Annotated in this window: 16 protein-coding genes and 1 tRNA gene; 14 read left to right on the top strand and 3 right to left on the bottom strand. The window is 38.3% G+C overall.

From position 1 onward, the window contains the following. The first annotated feature begins 120 nt into the window (after window positions 1-120). The 4 genes from ACFQWC_RS07040 to ACFQWC_RS07025 all read left to right on the top strand — a co-directional run bounded on the left by ACFQWC_RS07040 (window position 121) and on the right by ACFQWC_RS07025 (window position 5,522). On the top strand, window positions 121-312 hold the full coding sequence (locus tag ACFQWC_RS07040; RefSeq protein WP_377106696.1) for a DNA-binding protein: 192 nt from the start codon (window positions 121-123) through the stop codon (window positions 310-312). Between the two features lie 389 nt (window positions 313-701). Beyond that, window positions 702-1,823: a CamS family sex pheromone protein gene (locus ACFQWC_RS07035; protein WP_299741080.1), complete on the top strand. Its 1,122-nt coding sequence runs from the start codon at window positions 702-704 to the stop codon at window positions 1,821-1,823. 141 nt (window positions 1,824-1,964) lie between these two features. Further along, complete coding sequence (locus ACFQWC_RS07030; RefSeq protein WP_377106694.1) at window positions 1,965-3,713, top strand: ABC transporter transmembrane domain-containing protein; 1,749 nt, start codon at window positions 1,965-1,967, stop codon at window positions 3,711-3,713. A gap of 3 nt (window positions 3,714-3,716) precedes the next feature. Further along, on the top strand, window positions 3,717-5,522 hold the full coding sequence (locus ACFQWC_RS07025; RefSeq protein ID WP_377106692.1) for an ABC transporter ATP-binding protein: 1,806 nt from the start codon (window positions 3,717-3,719) through the stop codon (window positions 5,520-5,522). 91 nt (window positions 5,523-5,613) lie between these two features. Here ACFQWC_RS07025 and ACFQWC_RS07020 read toward each other — a convergent pair whose 3' ends face one another. Next, window positions 5,614-5,790 (bottom strand): aspartyl-phosphate phosphatase Spo0E family protein, encoded by a 177-nt coding sequence (locus ACFQWC_RS07020; protein WP_082051130.1) that lies wholly within the window; start codon window positions 5,788-5,790, stop codon window positions 5,614-5,616. A 266-nt stretch (window positions 5,791-6,056) separates the two neighbouring features. On the opposite strand from ACFQWC_RS07020, the gene ACFQWC_RS07015 reads away from it, so the two are divergent. From ACFQWC_RS07015 to ACFQWC_RS07000, 4 genes are all read left to right on the top strand, one after another. Further along, window positions 6,057-6,764, top strand: coding sequence for a cytochrome c biogenesis CcdA family protein (locus ACFQWC_RS07015; RefSeq protein ID WP_299741087.1), 708 nt, complete (start codon window positions 6,057-6,059; stop codon window positions 6,762-6,764). Between the two features lie 131 nt (window positions 6,765-6,895). Continuing rightward, the gene (locus tag ACFQWC_RS07010; RefSeq protein ID WP_299741089.1) at window positions 6,896-7,255 is read left to right on the top strand and encodes a response regulator; all 360 of its coding nucleotides are present in this window, start codon (window positions 6,896-6,898) and stop codon (window positions 7,253-7,255) included. 122 nt (window positions 7,256-7,377) lie between these two features. Further along, the gene (locus ACFQWC_RS07005) at window positions 7,378-7,857 is read left to right on the top strand and encodes a CcdC family protein (protein ID WP_377106689.1); all 480 of its coding nucleotides are present in this window, start codon (window positions 7,378-7,380) and stop codon (window positions 7,855-7,857) included. Window positions 7,858-8,029: 172 nt separating this feature from the next. After that, on the top strand, window positions 8,030-8,509 hold the full coding sequence (locus ACFQWC_RS07000) for a site-2 protease family protein (protein WP_299741093.1): 480 nt from the start codon (window positions 8,030-8,032) through the stop codon (window positions 8,507-8,509). Between the two features lie 158 nt (window positions 8,510-8,667). On the opposite strand, the gene ACFQWC_RS06995 is transcribed toward ACFQWC_RS07000, so the two are convergent. Next, window positions 8,668-9,093 (bottom strand): DUF2621 domain-containing protein, encoded by a 426-nt coding sequence (locus tag ACFQWC_RS06995; protein WP_299741095.1) that lies wholly within the window; start codon window positions 9,091-9,093, stop codon window positions 8,668-8,670. Window positions 9,094-9,294: 201 nt separating this feature from the next. Between ACFQWC_RS06995 and ACFQWC_RS06990 the strand changes: the two genes are divergently transcribed. Beyond that, window positions 9,295-10,620, top strand: coding sequence for an ATP-binding protein (locus ACFQWC_RS06990; protein ID WP_299741097.1), 1,326 nt, complete (start codon window positions 9,295-9,297; stop codon window positions 10,618-10,620). Between the two features lie 65 nt (window positions 10,621-10,685). Here ACFQWC_RS06990 and ACFQWC_RS06985 read toward each other — a convergent pair. Further along, window positions 10,686-10,782 (bottom strand) — tRNA-Sec (locus tag ACFQWC_RS06985). Between the two features lie 302 nt (window positions 10,783-11,084). On the opposite strand from ACFQWC_RS06985, the gene ACFQWC_RS06980 reads away from it, so the two are divergent. The 5 genes from ACFQWC_RS06980 to ACFQWC_RS06960 all read left to right on the top strand — a co-directional run bounded on the left by ACFQWC_RS06980 (window position 11,085) and on the right by ACFQWC_RS06960 (window position 17,580). Further along, the gene (locus ACFQWC_RS06980) at window positions 11,085-11,612 is read left to right on the top strand and encodes a hypothetical protein (protein WP_299741099.1); all 528 of its coding nucleotides are present in this window, start codon (window positions 11,085-11,087) and stop codon (window positions 11,610-11,612) included. A 107-nt stretch (window positions 11,613-11,719) separates the two neighbouring features. Continuing rightward, window positions 11,720-11,857, top strand: coding sequence for a YvrJ family protein (locus tag ACFQWC_RS06975; RefSeq protein WP_299741101.1), 138 nt, complete (start codon window positions 11,720-11,722; stop codon window positions 11,855-11,857). 183 nt (window positions 11,858-12,040) lie between these two features. Further along, entirely contained in the window at window positions 12,041-13,186 is a 1,146-nt protein-coding gene (locus tag ACFQWC_RS06970; protein ID WP_299741297.1) for an exonuclease SbcCD subunit D, read from the top strand. After that, window positions 13,183-16,317, top strand: a complete 3,135-nt coding sequence (locus tag ACFQWC_RS06965; protein ID WP_377106685.1) for an AAA family ATPase — start codon at window positions 13,183-13,185, stop codon at window positions 16,315-16,317. Before ACFQWC_RS06970 ends, ACFQWC_RS06965 begins: the two co-directional genes overlap by 4 nt. Window positions 16,318-16,500: 183 nt before the next feature. Further along, window positions 16,501-17,580 (top strand): endospore germination permease, encoded by a 1,080-nt coding sequence (locus tag ACFQWC_RS06960; RefSeq protein WP_299741105.1) that lies wholly within the window; start codon window positions 16,501-16,503, stop codon window positions 17,578-17,580. The last annotated feature ends 2 nt before the right edge of the window (window positions 17,581-17,582 follow it).

Below are 17,582 nucleotides of genomic sequence, written 5' to 3'. Positions count from 1 at the left end.
ACTCCCTGCTTCTTGAGGAGTCCTTTTTTATTGGAAAAATAAGTACATTAATTTATTTTACATAATTTTGACAATATTTCATTTCCTTTATACAATCATCTTTTGTGAAGGAGGGACACCATGGACAACAAATTAACAAGAGAAGAGCTTCCTGATGTGATGACAGTGAAGGATGTGCAGCATTTTTTAGAAATAGGGAGAAGGCAGTCATACGAGTTGATGGAAAATCCATCGTTTCATGTGGTTAAGGTTGGGAAACTATATAAGATATCGAAAATCAGCTTCCTACGGTGGTTTGATGGTGAAAAGTAAAATTAACCATATATAATAGAAGAGTTTATTTTTCAGTGGACAATCATCCTTTCTCATGGTATATTTTCCATAATAGGAAAAGTGATCGGGAACTTTTGATAAACGTTGATATACCAATGAATTGGGCTGTTTTTCTTTTAACCATCCCAAAAGAAAATCAATCAAATGATGAATGCAATGAATAAGAACATGAAGTAATAGGTAGAAGCACTCAGATGATGAGTGCTTTTTCTATTTGTAATATATATATTTGGAGAGATGGGTTTAAAGATTGCATTCCTTTAGTAATGCAGGATAAATTGATTATTTTCATGTATTCATAAAAACTTGAGAATTATCATTCAGTTTGAAATTGAATTTATGATAGAATATAGTCCGGAGGGAGTCATATGAAAAAATGGATGATTGTTTCACTGTCTCTCTTGATTCTTGTTGCAGGATGCAGCAATAAGCCTCAAGAAGTGATGGATGAAGAAACACTTGAAATTCAAAATAGTGCAGCTGGAGACGCTCGCGAATATTTAAATTATAAAGTGAACAAAGAGAAGAAGTCGGTCAATCGTGGACTAATTACGATGATGATTAACAATCGCAGTGATATGGATGAAATCGAGACAGGCCTTATGTCTTTATCAACCGAGCATTTTTCCCCTGAGGATTATGTATACGAAGAAGGCCAATACCTTAAAGGTCTAAATACATGGTTGCGAAGAAAGTCAGAATCTAATAAATTGGGACTTAATCCTGTTCTGGAGATTACGGATGATATGGGCTGGGAACAGCAGATGGAGCTGGAAAAAAAGAATCCCATGTATCTCGCATATATCCATGAGCAGAACTACGTTGATTCAAAAGGGAAAATTAAAGGGATCTCCCTGGGTCTTGCTATGAATACGGTAGATTATATTCGAGTCGAAGATGAAAATAAGCTCATGCACTTTGATGAGGCGAAGATTGATGACAAACAGTTAAAGGAATACGGACAGAAAATAGCTAACACCGTTGTCAGTCGAGTGAGAGCCAATAAAGAACTGAAAGATGTTCCTATAATGATTTCCTTATATAAACTTCAACCATTAAATAGTGTCGTGTCAGGAAACTATATTTCAGCTGGATATGTAGACGGTAATGACAAAAGTGTAAAAAAATGGACTGATGTTACTGATAAATACTATTATTTTCCTAGTGACGAAGGGGAAGAGAAAGACCGTGATCTACATAATCGGATTCGTGATCTAGAAGATTATGTTTCGAAATATTTCTCTCATCAAGATATTGAGTTTGTTGGGAAAGGCTTATACAAAAAGGACACGTTGAATAAACTTGTGATCGATGTACATACAGGTATGGTGAAAGAAACAGAACTAATTGGTTTTTCTCAGGCGATTGGCCCCGAGATCGTCGATTACTTCCCTCATACCCCCGTTTACCTTTATGTGAAGACACCAAAGGGTCTTAAAGCAACCATCGTAAAAGAAGTGGACCAAGAACCATTTGTTCAAATCCATTAGTATAACACCAACTATTAGAACATCTCTTAAGACATTAAGAGGTGTTTTTTTTTGGTTTATTTATCTTATAAAAAAGATTTCTCATTTTTTTGAAATTTGGTAAAATAAAGAGTCGATGTATTAGGATACGGGGGAGAGAGTATGAAAGTCTTTTTAGATTTAAAATGGTTTTTTCTGCAAGAGAAAAAGTCTTATATCACAGGAACCATTCTACTTTTATTTGTAGCATTCCTTCAATTGATTCCACCAAAGGTTGTTGGAATAATTGTAGATAGTATGAAAGAAAATTCATTAACTCGGGAAGACATGATGAAATGGATTCTTATTCTGATCATCACAGCTCTATCGATGTATGGACTGAGATTTGTGTGGAGGATCATGATTTTTGGTTCGGCAACCAAGCTTTCCCGCTTGCTTCGGAATCGGTTATATCATCATTTTACCAAGATGTCGCCATCCTTTTACCAAAAAAGGCGAGTCGGTGATTTGATGGCGCATGCAACAAATGATCTTCAGGCGATACAACAAACGGCCGGAGTAGGAGTATTAACGTTCGTGGATTCCATATCTACAGGAGGTTTTGTGATACTGGCCATGGCTTTTACAATCAGTTGGAAGCTTACCCTTATTGCTTTGATCCCCATGCCATTCATGGCAATCCTGACAAGTTATTATGGAACTCTTCTACATAAACGATTTCATAAAGCTCAAGAAGCCTTCTCATCCTTAAATGATAAAACGCAGGAAAGTGTAACGGGGATTAAGGTTCTTAAAACGTTTGGGCAAGAAAAAGAGGATATCGAATCATTTAGAAAGCAATCTGAAGATGTGGTGCAAAAGAATATATCCGTTGCAAAAGTGGATTCCTTATTTGATCCCACCATTTCCATAATAGTAGGCATTTCTTTCTTTTTATCGATTGTATTTGGTTCACGGTTTGTCGTGAGTGGAGAACTGACGATTGGAGAACTGATCTCTTTTACTACCTATCTGGGACTTCTCATTTGGCCAATGCTCGCATTCGGATGGTTATTCAACATTGTGGAGAGAGGACGTGCTTCTTACGAACGTGTATCTCAACTCTTGAATGAAAGGGTGAACATTGAAGATCATGAAAGAGCACTGGATGTATGCCCCTCAGGAGATATTGAGTATAAGATTGAGTCATTTTCTTATCCGGATGAAGAAGTCCATGCTTTAGAAGATATTCAATTTTCCTTAAAGAAAGGTCAAACGATTGGAATTGTAGGGAAAACGGGAGCAGGTAAAACAACCCTCTTAAAACTATTGCTAAGGGAATTCGAAGGGTATAAGGGAGAGATAACGTTTGGGGGGCATATGATCCAAGATTATAAATTAACCCGCCTGCGTGAAAGTATTGGATATGTGCCTCAAGATCATTTTCTTTTTTCTGCCACGATTCTTGAGAATATAGCTTTCACTTATCCACTTACCCCGAAAGAAAAAGTGGAGGAGGCGGCAGCACTTGCGCATATCCATGATGATATTGTCCATTTCAGCGACGGATACAATACTGTGGTCGGTGAAAGAGGGGTTTCCTTGTCTGGTGGACAAAAGCAAAGGATATCGATTGCAAGAGCTCTTCTAATGAATTCGGAGGTACTTATTCTTGATGATTCCTTGTCAGCCGTTGATGCGAGGACGGAGGAATCCATCTTGACTTCCTTGAAGGAAAATCGGGCAGGAAAAACGACCATGATTACTTCTCATCGATTAAGCGCCATTCAACATGCAGACCTGATCATCGTTCTCGAAGAAGGGAAGATCATGGAGAGAGGCACTCATAGTGAATTGATGAAGAAAAAGGGATGGTATCGGGAAATGTATCTGCGTCAACAGTTAGAAGAATTAGTGGAGTATGGAGGGTGAGATATGGATACTATACCGACTTTAACAGCCAAGGAGCAGAGGAACATATTTTTTCGTCTATTGAAATATACAAAGCCTCACAAAAAAACAATATTTTATGCATTTTCATTACTGTTGTTGACCACGATCGGTGATGTCTTTGGACCGATCATTATTAAGGTGTTTATAGACGATTATTTAACTCCAAGAGAGTTTCCATATGGACCGCTTATAGGGCTCTCAGCAACTTATTTATTCATTCAGATTGGAAATGTGTTGATCTCCTACTTTCAATTACTGAAGTTTCAGGAAATAGCCCTGAAGATCATTCAGCAACTGCGTGTGGATGTTTTTTCGAAGGTTCAAGGTTTAGGTATGAAGTATTTTGATAAGACCCCGGCGGGAAGTATTGTCTCCCGTGTTACGAATGATACGGAAGCGATTAAAGATATGTTTGTGAGCGTGTTAGTATCCTTCATTCAAGGAGCATTCTTATTAACGGGTATCTTTATTGCCATGTTTGCACTCAATAGCCAGTTGGCCATCTTCTGTTTATTCATCTTGCCAGTCATTTTTATGATAATGAAGCTATATCGCAAATTTAGTGCCATCTTCTATCAGGATATGCGTGAGAGATTAAGTCAGCTTAATGCAAAGCTTAGTGAGTCACTCCAGGGGATGTCCATCATTCAAGTGTTCAGGCAGGAAAAAAGACTAAGAGAAGAATTCGGAGATATTAATAAAAAACATTATTTGGCAGGCATGAAGAATATTAAAGTGGATGGATTATTATTAAGGCCCGCCATTGATCTGGTTTATGTGGCTGCCTTGATTGTTGTGCTAAGTTATTTTGGCGTAACCTCATTGAATCAGCCTATCGAAATAGGGGTTTTATATGCCTTTGTTAATTATCTGGACAGATTTTTTGAGCCAGTCAATCAAATCATGATGAGGCTTTCCATGTTTCAACAGGCAATCATTGCGTCTTCCCGTGTTTTTACGCTGCTGGATGAGGAAGAGCTTTCCCCTGTACAGAATTTGAAGAATCGTTCAAAAGAAACAATCAGTGAAGGGGAAATAACATTTGACAATGTTTCATTCTCTTATGATGGGCAGAGAGAGGTTCTTAAGAATATTTCATTTACTGCAAGACCTGGTGAAACGGTCGCTCTGGTCGGACATACAGGAAGCGGGAAGAGCTCAATCATCAATTTACTCATGAGGTTCTATGAATTCGAACGTGGCAATATTCTCATAGACGGTCAAAACATTAAATCTTATTCATTAGAAGAGCTTCGTGGAAAAATGGGGCTTGTCCTACAGGATCCATTTCTCTTCTTCGGAACGATCAGGGATAATATTAAGCTTCACTGTGAAGAGATGTCGGATAAAGAAGTGGAGGAAGCTGCCACATTCGTTCAAGCCAATACCTTTATTAGAAAACTACCGGGAGCATATGGGCATCCAGTGGTTGAGAGGGGGTCGACGCTTTCGAGTGGACAAAGACAATTAATCGCTTTTGCGCGTACCATTGCGACCAGACCTAAAATTCTAGTACTGGATGAAGCAACCGCCAATATTGATACGGAAACGGAGGAAGCCATTCAAGGAGCATTATCAAGGATGAGAAAGGGAAGAACAACGATTGCCATTGCCCACAGGCTTTCTACCATTCAAGATGCAGACCTGATCCTGGTCCTTCATCAAGGGGAGATTGTAGAGAGAGGAAGTCATCAGGAATTACTTGTTCAAAAAGGCATTTATCATAAAATGTATCTTCTTCAAAATGGTCTGGTAGATGGTATGGAAGATGCCATATCGGGCTCTTGAATGTATGAAAGGCAGACTCTATAGATGAAAGAGCCTGCCTTTTGGTCGTTGTTATTTATATGAGAATAGTATAATTGTATTCATTAAGGTCTTAGCTCATTTGAGGGGAGCGTTTTTTTATGTATAAGGAGTTGTAGCTATTTAACAGACGATCAAGTTCCTGACTAAATTGAATAGCTTGAGGTGACGTGAGTCCATTTTCAGCAACAATATCGATTAATTGAGCACGCTGTTTTTCAATTCGTTCGAGAAGCTCTTTTTTAGACACGGCTGTTTCCTTTCTTTTGTATGTCCTTACAGATGGAATACAAAACTAGTAATAACTGTAACTTTTTATTAGTATAACGAAAATGGAACTGTTTTTCAAAGCAAAATTATTGGTTTTTTAAAAAAGAAAAGAGAGTTTAATACATTTGAAAAAGTAAAATGTTCATGTAATATAATGGTCACAAATCTTTCACACAATCATTCCTCATAGAATCGGGATTTGTTTGATAGAATAGAGATATATACAAAAATGTAGGAGTTGTAAAAATGTCTGATATTAATATTTTCTTAGCATTTGGAGCGGGTTTCCTAAGCTTTATATCTCCATGCTGCCTGCCATTATATCCCGCTTTTCTTTCTTACATAACAGGAATGAGTGTCAATGAGCTCAAAACGGATAATGCAATGCTCCAAAGGAGAAGTTTATTACATACGTTATTTTTCTTAGTGGGCTTCTCGGCAATCTTTATCGCCATCGGTTTTGGAACTTCCCTTATCGGAAACTTCTTTTTGGATTATAAGGATCTCATTCGTCAGCTTGGAGCTATCTTCATTGTCTTATTTGGCTTGGTAGTCATTGGCGTGTTTACCCCGGAAACATTGATGAAGGACCGTCGTTTTGAGTTCAAGAATAGACCGGCAGGATTTTTTGGTTCCGTGTTAATCGGAATGGCATTCGCTGCAGGCTGGACTCCTTGTACCGGACCGATTCTTGCTTCCGTTCTGGCCCTTGCCGCCTCTAATCCAGGTTCAGGTGTTATATATATGACAGCTTACGTGTTAGGGTTTGCCATTCCGTTTTTCATTCTGTCATTCTTTATTGGAAGAATGCAATGGATCAGAAAAAACAGTGGAAAGATCGTAAAGGTAGGAGGATATGTGATGATTGCAGTAGGGATCATGCTATTCTTTGATTGGATGACAGTCATCCTTGCCTATCTTACTTCCATATTTGGGGGATTCACGGGATTTTAACCCTATAATATGAGTATAGAACATACAGATTAAATTGAACGATCATTACGTTTTATGGTATAGTTTAATTGGATGAATTAGGAAATATGGTTCGATAGACATCGGGTAGCGTATATGAGGAGGAAACATCTGTGGCAACGATACTTGTAGTGGATGATGCGAAATTTATGAGAATGACTCTTGGAAGCATGCTTTCCTCCAGCGGTCACGAAGTTGTAGGGGAAGCTGAGAATGGACTCACAGCCGTAAAAAAGTTTCGTGAGCTTCAGCCGGATTTAGTGACGATGGACATCACGATGCCTGAGCTGGACGGAATTGAAGCGGTTAGAAGAATATTATCGGAGTTTCCTCAAGCAAAAGTTATCATGTGTTCGGCCATGGGACAACAAAAGGTCGTGGTGGAAGCCATTGAAGCGGGAGCAAAGGACTTTATAGTGAAACCTTTTGACGATGTGCGTGTGGAGGAAGCCATCAAAAGAGTTTTAGGATGATCAAATGGAACGGGAGAGTGAAGACTAGATTCATTCTCTCTTTTTTGTGTTTTCGTTTTTCTTTCATTTAGGCTATAATAGGGTAGGTATGAAAGTAGAAATTAAAAGGATGATGATGGTTTATGATGATTGCTTCATCCATTGTGGCGATTTTTATGGGGTTTATGGTGATATTTATTAGAATGAAGGCTCAGAAAAGGCCTGTAAGTGGTAAGAAGATTATTTTACCACCTTTGTTTATGAGTACTGGTGCCTTAATGTTCTTATTCCCTGTCTTTCGAGTTACTTTAGGAGAATTTCTAGAAGCGATTACGGTAGGAATGATTTTTTCTGTATTGTTGATCAAGACCTCCAAATTCGAAATTCGTGAGAATGATATTTATTTAAAACGATCTAAGGCGTTCGCATTTATTTTGATTGGGCTTTTGTTAATACGGATTGTAGCCAAGTCTATCCTCAGTGCATCGATTGATTATGGTGAACTAAGCGGGATGTTCTGGATACTTGCCTTTGGAATGATTGTACCATGGAGAATCGCCATGTATCTTCAATATAGAAAGCTGCACCAAGAGCAACAAGATTTAACAACGAATTCAATTTAATTCACTGGGTAAATAGCAGGGTGATTCCTATCACCCTGCTATTTCTATTTTAGAAATTTCTTAATCTCAGATTACGATTTCTTTACAAAGGAGACCCATACGCTTAGAGAATAGTTATTTAGGGCAAAGAGAGAGATGAAGAAAATAACAAGAGATATTGGTGGGATAAGTATTGTTTACGCTAGCAGATATTTGGACGTTTTTTCTGGCATTTTTTTTAACACTGCCTTTGGTCACCATTGTCCATGAAGCAGGACATATTTTCATTGCTCGCATATTTGGTGCAAAGATAAAATTCTGCATTGGAACCGGTAAGCATTTAATCAACATTGGTCCATTAGAAGTGAGAAGAATGTATTTTATGGAAGGCTGGTGTCAATATACAGAATTGAAGTATAACAAGGTTTGGGTTCATGTCCTTATTTATATTTCCGGAAGTTTATTTAACCTGATTGCGATTTTAGCTATTAATTTCCTGATTTATGAAGGGGTCATTCCTGTTCACATCTTTTTCTATCAATTTGTATATTTCTCCGTTTACTTTATTTTCTTTTCATTATTTCCGTTTAGAAATGGAGAAGGGAAACCAAGCGATGGACAAGCGATACTCGATGTCATTCGATACGGTAAGGCAGAGGATCCCATTGATTAATCATATAAAAAGTGAATGAAAAAAAGGTAAACGACTATTGTTTACCTTTTTTTGCTTTCTTCCATTTAATGTACAGAAATGCCGCACCTATAATAAAAATTAAATATAGCACAATCGGAATAATTAGTATCGATCCCATTCTCTTTCCTTCCTGTCACCTAGAATAAATGTTCGTATGGGGTTACATCTATTTGCATTTCGTTTAGTTTTCTTCGAAGAAACTTATGATCCCGTTTCGGAGTCGCCAGGATATACCCTCTTATGACTAATTCCTGAGTAATGGAAGAGGCTCTGTCTTTTAAAGCCAATTCACCAATTTTACCTGCAATTTTTTGCTTCGCTACGTCCCTGAATAATTCGGGTACGGGTGTGACTAACTCATTGAGCATTTTCTTTTCCTCATCACCCCATAAATGGATGGTTTCATTCACATAATGTTCTTCCCAATCCAAATCGGATTTTCCATCTTCTTTAGGAAATCTCTTTAAGAATTTCCTAAACATAAAGAATCCACCAATAGCAAATGAAGCTACTAAAAAAACGACCCAAAATAGTATGAAATATAAGAACCAACCTTCAAGCATGCTTTCACCTCAATTTTTCAAAAAGCGATTGTATCGTATTCATTATAGACAAGGGAAAAGCTTGTGACAAGAATATCGCTGTTTTTACAAAAGAAGTCTATACTGTTCTCAATTACAAATGATATACTAATAAATAACAAATATCGCGAAAATTCTTTCTATTTCGATTCTCACGTTTGGATGGATAGGGGGGCTCATAGGATGAAATATAGGGGGAGAATAGTATCAGTGCTGTTTGGACTTTTACTAGTCTTAACATGGGATTTTATTTATTACTTTGTTCTGCATTATCCAGTGGATTTGAAGGTGGATTTGGTGTTCACTCTATTGATTCTCTTTATCAGCTACTATATGGGGAAAAATCATGACACCAGCCATAAAACATTAGCTGCCTTACGAAAGAGTGAAGAGAGAGTAAAGCGTCTCAATGAAGAAATGCAGCATGTACTTCAGAGTATCGATGAAGTTGTCTTTCATACCAATTCCAAAGGAGAGTTTCAATTTCTGAATCAATCCTGGGAAGACTATACGGGTTATACGGTTAAAGAAAGTTTACATAAGAATGCACTTCATTTTATATCTCTTCATGAACGTCATGAAATTCTTAGAATGGTGAGACAAAGTATAAGCTTGAAAAAGGAGAAAATGAAAATGGACTTCTCTTATCAAAAGAGGGAGGGTCAGTTTCGTTGGGGTGAAGTGAATGTTAAGTTAAATTATAACGTAAATGGTGAGCTTCTTGGTACGGTAGGAACCATATCAGACATTACCGAAAGAGTACATAATGAAGAAGAATTGATCGAAATGAATGAAACGTTAGCCATCGAATCTCAAAAACTATCTGTGGCAGGGCAATTAGCAGCCGGGATTGCACATGAGGTTCGAAATCCCCTAACGTCGATTAACGGCTTTCTGCAGTTATTAAGAGATGATGCAGATGAGAAGACGAAGGAATACTTAGGGATTGTCTTTTCTGAAATTAAGAGGATTGAACTTGTGCTGAGTGAGTTATTGATACTCGCAAAGCCGCAATCTGTTACATACAAACGAATTAATATTATTGAGACCCTCGATCATGTCGCGAAATTGTTAAATACGAATGCCATATTATATAATATTGAAATCCAGACCGATTTTCATGAAAGGGAGCTTCATATACGTGGAGATGAAAATCAGTTAAAACAAGTATTTATTAACTTACTTAAAAACGCCATAGAAGCAATGCCACATGGAGGAACGATTACGATAAGGGCAGACTTGTCCTCTCATAACAAGGTTCAATTAACCTTTAAAGATGAGGGGGTAGGAATGAAAAAAGAAACGCTGGATAAACTCGGGGAGCCTTTCTTCACAACGAAGACAAAAGGCACGGGCTTAGGGCTCACCATATGTCTGAGAATTCTTCGTGATCATGGAGCGGATATCAGGGTGCAGAGCGAGCAGGGAGAAGGAACCACCTTCCATATCATGTTTGATTCAGTTCAAGCTTCAGAGAGAAGAAGGAGGGAAACCTTACAAAACCAATGAAATAAGAGCCCTTATGGAATGAACATTAGGGCTCTTTCATGTGTAAGGATATAAAAAATTTAAAGTGGCGGGACTGCCTGGGAATCGAACCCAGCGGAGACGGCACGCGCCTCCCAGGAGGTTTTGAAGACCTAGGCAAGCACCAGCTCAACAATCAGCCCCGGAATTACGTATAGATAAGTTATACCATGGAAGAAAAATTTGTTCAAATGGTTTAGAAGATAATCGTACCATTGACCCGTGAGTAAAGTGTGATAATCAGATAGAAAATAGGCTTTATATTTTAAATATTTATAAGATTTAAACTTTGGAGAAATTAGAAAATTCTTCTTTACCAGTCGATTCTCCCCGTGATAAGATACTTTTTGCCGGCTTATCATAAATTGAAGAAAGCGATTTCCTAAAGGAATTGCTTACCTTCTATACTTGAACATGTTGATTGAGACAGAGAGGGGAAAACAAGTATGAAAAAAGTATGGTTTTTAGGTCTGGGTCTATCCTTAGCTTTAGTTGGGTGTTCTGATTCAGGTACTGACGAAGCTAAAAAAGATGAAACATCAAATGCAACGGAAGAGAACACAAATGTTGCTGGAGATTTAATGGATTTTTATTTGAATTTAACAACAACCGTCAATGGTGTTGATATTGATCTTAATGGATATGAAGAAGCAATGGCAGGGGAAGCGCCTCCTGCAGGAGAAGAGTTGGAAAAAATGAAGGAAGCCGCTGCAGCATCAGCAACAGAATCTGCGAAAGCAGTAGAAGGCATGGAGATCCCTGAAGGTCTTGATGATCAAAAAGAAGCGGTGGAATCATTCAAATCCACTCTGAAAGAATCATTTGATATGAAAGCTGAAGCTCTCTCTAAAGAGGGCGAAACAGATTTAGCGGCAGCTAATGAGAAATTAAATGAAGCAGAAAACCAAATCAAAGAAATTCTTGATGAAGCAGGTTTAGTAAGCTCAAGCTTAATAAGTGATTTAAACGGATGATAAATTTAAAAAGCGATTCCATGAAAATAATGGATTCGCTTTTTCTTTTTATATAGTCTCCTTTTTCTCTCATTTTACCTATATAAAAGATGAGAGGAGGGAAAAGGGTGGAAACTATTATTTCATTCGTTTCTGAAGTAGGCTTTCCGATTGTTGTCACGATGTATCTCCTATATCGTATTGAGACGAAGCTGGAGGCCGTGATAACGTCGATACAAACACTACCTCAGCAGTTAAAAGAATAATAGAAAGGAGGCGCCTCATTTCATATGAGTGGCCTCCTTTTCCTTTCTAATTATCGACGTTCAATAATAATTAAAGTGATATAGGAACAATCGTTCTATTAGGTGACATTTCTTTTCACCTATAACTTCTTAGTTTGATATAATTTAGGGAGAAACGCAATGACCGGAGAGGAGACAACAGCAGTGAAATTCATTCATACCGCCGATTGGCACTTAGGTAAACTGGTTCATGGCATTTATATGACAGAAGAACAACGCTATATATTAGAGCAATTGATAGAGCTCGTGAAAGAGGAGGAGCCCGATGCAGTCGTGATTGCAGGTGATCTTTATGACCGTTCCGTTCCTCCTACTGAAGCTGTAGAGTTATTGGATGAGGTTTTATTCCGGATTAATGTAGAGTTAAACACACCTATAGTAGCTGTTTCGGGCAATCACGATAGTGCAGAACGATTATCATTTGGGTCATCATGGTACAAGCATAGTCACTTTTACTTGAAAGGGAAGCTGACAAAGGATTTTACTCCAATCACGATTAATGGGGTTAATTTCCACTGCGTTCCCTATGCTGAGCCTGGTAATGTCAGACAAGTCCTTGAAGACGATTCAATCAATTCTCATCACGCTGCAATGGAAGCGATTGTGAAACGGATTGAAGAAACCATGGATCCGAATGAACCACATGTCTTTGTAGGCCATGCATTTGTACTGGGGGGTAAAACCACAGATTCAGAGCGCACTCTTTCTGTTGGAGGATCCGGCTGTGTAGGTGCCGATGTGTTTAAGTCTTTTCATTACACAGCCTTGGGGCACCTTCATAGTCCAGATGCTATTAAGCATGAAACGATTCGTTATTCAGGATCTCTATTAAAGTACTCTTTTTCTGAAGCGAATCAGCGAAAATCAGTGAGCATAGTAGAAATAGAAGGGGACGGGTCCTTCCATTTACGGGAAAAAGTGCTTCAACCGAAACAAGATATGAGAGAACTCGAGGGTCTTATGGAAGAACTTCTGGATCCCCAATTCTATCAATCCCAGAAAGTGGATGACTATTTAAAGATTATGTTACATGATGAAGGAACGTTAATCGATCCCATCAACCAACTGCGCCAAATTTATCCGAATGTCCTTCATTTGGAGAGAAAATTGGATCTCACCGATGCAAAAAAGAAAAATACGTTCCGCGTACTAGAGGATAAGAAAAGGTCGGAGCTTGACTTGTTTAAAGAATTCTACGGTGATATGACGACAGGTGAATTTACCGATGAAAAGGAACAAGTCCTGCAAAACGTTATTGAAAAATCGAGAAAGGAGGTCGATCAAGCATGAAGCCTCTTCAATTAGTGATGCAAGCCTTCGGACCCTATGCAGGAAGAGAAACGATTGATTTTCGTTCGTTGGGGAACCGCACAATGTTCGTGATATCAGGTAAGACAGGATCAGGCAAAACGACTATCTTTGATGGAATATCCTATTCCATCTACGGAAAGGCAAGTGGTGAAGATCGCAGTCCGACTGAACTGAGAAGTCAATTTGCTAGTAATGATGTTATTACGGAGGTAGAGCTTACATTCAGTTTAAGAGGCAGATTGTATCGTATTTGGCGCTCCCCTCAGCAGGATAAAAAGAAAGCAAGAGGAGAAGGCTACACAACCATCAATGCCCGATCCGAATTATACGTATACGATGAAGATGGGAAAGAACAGCTGCTGGCGGCTAACGTCAGAGACGTGGATGAGAAGATCAAAGAGTTGATTCAACTGGATGCCAATCAATTCAGACAGATTCTTATGATTCCTCAAGGGGAGTTTCGAAAGCTCTTAACTTCAGACAGTAAAGATAAGGAGCTTATCCTGCAACGCCTATTTCATACAGAGCTCTATAAGACCATCCAGGAAAAACTGAAATCTGAGGCAGACGACTTAAAAAAGTCAGTAGAAACCTCTATTGAAGAACGAACAAGGGAATTACTTAGAATTCATTTTGAAGAAAATGAAGAGCTTCAATCACTACTATTGGAAAATCCATTGAATGACCACCGTATTCTTCAACTTCTTCCTGCTCATATAGAGAGCATGGAAATAAGGGAGAAAGAATTGCAGCTTACCTATGAAAGTGTGCAGGAAAAAAGAGATGCCCTTCAGAAACGGCTTCAAGAGGCAGAAGGATTGGCCGATCAGTACGAGCTTCAAGAAAAACTAAGAGTTCAGAAAGAATCCCTTTTAAAATTAAAGCCTGAAATTGAATCAATCGATCGAGACATTTTATTAGCCCAGCGAGCCTCCCGTTTAGTTCCACAAGATGAGTATTGCCATAAACTCAATCGAAACTTGAAGGAACTGAAGGGTCAATTGGCTCACCTTACGGAGGAAAAGAATGCAATCTTGGAAAAGCTTATAGCAGCTAAAGAAACACTAAAAGAAGAAAAGAATAACGAAAATCTCAGGGACGCCGTTTCAAAGAAAATTACTCAACTCGAAGAAATGGAAAAAGATATAGATTCTTTGGATGTGTTGATGGAAGATACCAAAGAAATGAAAGAAAGATATGAACAGCAGCAAGACATTGTCAAAAAACAGACAGAGCAGATATCATTTTTACAAGAAGGCATAAAATCCCGGGAGAAACGACTTGAAGAAGCGGAAAATGGTCAAGCAGATTTATTTCAATTAGAAAAATCTTTGCAAGAGAATCAATCTTTTTTAGAACAGGTAAATGAGATAGAGAGGATAGATCAAAAATTTCAACTTGTCCATAAGCAAGAGCAAAAATTAAAAGAACAGTATCGTCACCTTCAGAAACAAAGTTTGGATGCGTCTGAAACTCTGGCCCATTTAGAAGAAAAGTGGCACTCTGCTCAAGCTGCACACCTTGCAAAAGGCCTGGTTGATCACGCTCCTTGCCCCGTTTGTGGCTCAGAGTATCATCCACATCCAGCCGCCAGGGTCGATTCATTACCTTCTCAGGAAGATTTGAAAGCGGCGAAGGAAAAGCAGGAGGAACTCAACCAGGAAGAGAAAAGGATGGGCCTCGCAATCGTTCAAGAGGAAACCAAAATGCAGGGTATTCAGGATCAGATAGACGATATCGTTCGGAACATTCGTGAAAAGAAAAGCGACTTTAAGCGGGAAGAAATAGATGATACTCTTTCTCAAATGACTTCAGAGATTGAAGCCTTAAAACGTAAAATGGAGGAAAAGAAAAGGGAAGTCGAACAAGCAAAGGTAATGAGGGAGGAAGTAAGAAAAGGAAAGGAAAAGCTAGAAGAACTGGACGGCTCAAGGTTGAAAAATCTAGACAAGCTACAGGAGTTGAATACTCTGTTCCTTACGAAGGATACTACCCTTCAAAAGGTGAAGGAAGCTATTCCTTATGAGCTCAGATCAAAAGATCAATTTAACAAAGTGTTAAAGGAGCAGAAGCAAAGAAAAGAAGAGTTGAAGACGGCATACGAGCGCGCCCAGAAGCAATACTATGAGCTTGAGAACATGTACAGCGTAAAAGAGTCACAAGTGGGTGACAAAGATACGCAGATACAAAAAGTAGATGCCGAGATGAAAACAGAACGTGAAGCATTCCTTAAGCTTCTTACAGAACAGGGTTTTCCCCACTATAAAGCATTTCAGGAAGCGAAAAAGTCTGAAGCAGAAGTGTTGGGTCTTCAAGAGAAGATCAAGAAATATGGTGAAGACTTGCGTTCCGTTTCCGATCGTCTTAATGACATCGATAAGCACTTAGAGGATAAACATAAGCCTGATGTGAAAAGCATTGAAGATAACATATCACGGGTTACCGGTGAACTTAGACTTGTAAATGATGAACTTAATAAAATCATGACAAATACGAAAGAGAATAAGCTTATCCTTTCACGGGTGACAAGCATAAACGACGGCATAAAGCATTTAGAATCCAGATATCAAATGGTGGGACATCTGGCAGAAGTGGCCCGTGGTCAAAATGCAAATCGAATTACATTTGAAAGATATGTGCTGGCATCATTCCTTGAAGATATTCTTCAAGTGGCAAATGAACGATTAATCAAAATGACGTCGGGGAGGTATCAGCTGATTCGAAAAACAGATAGAAGCAAAGGAAACGTCCAGAGCGGTTTAGAGCTTCTCATATTTGATCAATACACGGGTCAGGAACGACACGTTAAAACGTTATCCGGAGGGGAGAGTTTCAAAGCATCGTTGGCATTGGCCCTCGGACTTGCTGATGTCGTTCAGCAGTACGCAGGTGGCGTCTCACTTGAAACGATGTTTATCGATGAAGGATTTGGAACGCTGGATCCAGAATCTCTGGACCATGCAATTGAAGCATTGATGGATATTCAAAGCAGTGGCCGACTTGTAGGGTTAATTTCACATGTTCCAGAGTTAAAAGAGAGAATCGACGCACGATTAGAAGTCATATCCTCTCAAAGCGGAAGCAGGACAGAATTTCAATTTCTTGCATAGTCCTATTAGCACTTTGGATCATCACAATTCATTTAAAAAGGTCAAAGAGAATAGCTCTTTGACCTTTTTATTTCTATAAGGAAAAGAAACGGTCGTACTCGATCCTTAATTGGGAAAGGAGGTTTGATTTCTTATATGTAGGACATAAATAGAGATAAAACTACCTAACTTTGGAGATAAACTATGAAAAGCATTCGTCCTATTTTAATTCCTCGACAGCTTATATTATTGCTCATCCTTTCAACCGGTTTATTAAATCATGTCATGCTTATACCAAGTATCCTAAAAGCAGCCGGACGAGATGGATGGATCAGTATTATCTTAACCTATCCAATATTTTTTATCGTCACATTCCTCATTTATTACATAGTAAAGAATTCTCCACCGGAAGGGTTCTATCATCTACTTAATCAAAAGTGGAACAAATGGCTTGTTTTCCTATTCTCACTACCTATATGTTTATTTTTGTTATCAGGTGCATATATAACCTTTGTTGATTTAATAATATGGTTAAGCGCATATTTTTTAGCAGATGTTCCATCATTATTAGTGGTAGGAAGCATCTACATTATTTGCTTCTTAATCAGTTGGTCAGGGATCAAACATATGGCCATCGCGAGTGGGATATTATTGCCATTAGTTATGTTATTTGGTTTTTTCATTGCTTTTACAAACACAAATATGAAAGATCCCAGTTTATTATTGCCAATTTTCAGTCAAGGATATGAGCCTGTCTTAAAAGGAATGATTTATGTATTATCTGGTTTACTTGAATTATATTTGATTGTATTAATACAGCCTTATAGTGAAGGGAAGATTAAATTTCATCATTTAATCGTTCTTGGGCTAATACTTATGGGCTTGATGTTCGGGCCATTAACCGCTTCTATCATGGAATTTGGACATGTAGAATCAGCGAATATGAGATATCCAGCTTATGAACAATGGAGAATATTAGCCATTGGGGAATTTATTACGCATTTAGATTTCTTTGCTCTCTATCAGTGGTTATGTGGGGCACTTATCAGGATTAGTTTATTCATGTTTCTGCTAGCCGTGTTTTTTACGAAAAAGAAGGCTCGTTATCGAATGTCACTAAAAGTGTTGGTGCCAATTTTTCTAGTGCTGTTAGTACTTATTTTCATTGATGTTGATTCTTATTTTTTTTATAAGTTCTTATATATCTACTTTTTCCCTGCAACCGTTGTCCTTTTCATCGTACAAATTATTACGTCAGCAGTAATCCTCCGATTTATAAAGTAAAG

This window comes from Rossellomorea sp. GCM10028870 (assembly GCF_042666755.1).
Lineage (GTDB): Bacteria > Bacillota > Bacilli > Bacillales > Bacillaceae_B > Rossellomorea.
This window is presented reverse-complemented; position numbering and strand designations above follow the sequence as displayed.

Coding starts and splice junctions, on each gene's coding strand:
- ACFQWC_RS06965 (WP_377106685.1), top strand. CDS start 13,183: ATGAAGCCTCTTCAATTAGTGATGCAAGCCTTCGGACCCTATGCAGGA.
- ACFQWC_RS06995 (WP_299741095.1), bottom strand. CDS start 9,093: ATGCTTGAAGGTTGGTTCTTATATTTCATACTATTTTGGGTCGTTTTT.
- ACFQWC_RS07015 (WP_299741087.1), top strand. CDS start 6,057: ATGTCTGATATTAATATTTTCTTAGCATTTGGAGCGGGTTTCCTAAGC.
- ACFQWC_RS06980 (WP_299741099.1), top strand. CDS start 11,085: ATGAAAAAAGTATGGTTTTTAGGTCTGGGTCTATCCTTAGCTTTAGTT.
- ACFQWC_RS07005 (WP_377106689.1), top strand. CDS start 7,378: ATGATGATTGCTTCATCCATTGTGGCGATTTTTATGGGGTTTATGGTG.
- ACFQWC_RS07040 (WP_377106696.1), top strand. CDS start 121: ATGGACAACAAATTAACAAGAGAAGAGCTTCCTGATGTGATGACAGTG.
- ACFQWC_RS07025 (WP_377106692.1), top strand. CDS start 3,717: ATGGATACTATACCGACTTTAACAGCCAAGGAGCAGAGGAACATATTT.
- ACFQWC_RS06960 (WP_299741105.1), top strand. CDS start 16,501: ATGAAAAGCATTCGTCCTATTTTAATTCCTCGACAGCTTATATTATTG.
- ACFQWC_RS07035 (WP_299741080.1), top strand. CDS start 702: ATGAAAAAATGGATGATTGTTTCACTGTCTCTCTTGATTCTTGTTGCA.
- ACFQWC_RS07030 (WP_377106694.1), top strand. CDS start 1,965: ATGAAAGTCTTTTTAGATTTAAAATGGTTTTTTCTGCAAGAGAAAAAG.
- ACFQWC_RS06990 (WP_299741097.1), top strand. CDS start 9,295: ATGAAATATAGGGGGAGAATAGTATCAGTGCTGTTTGGACTTTTACTA.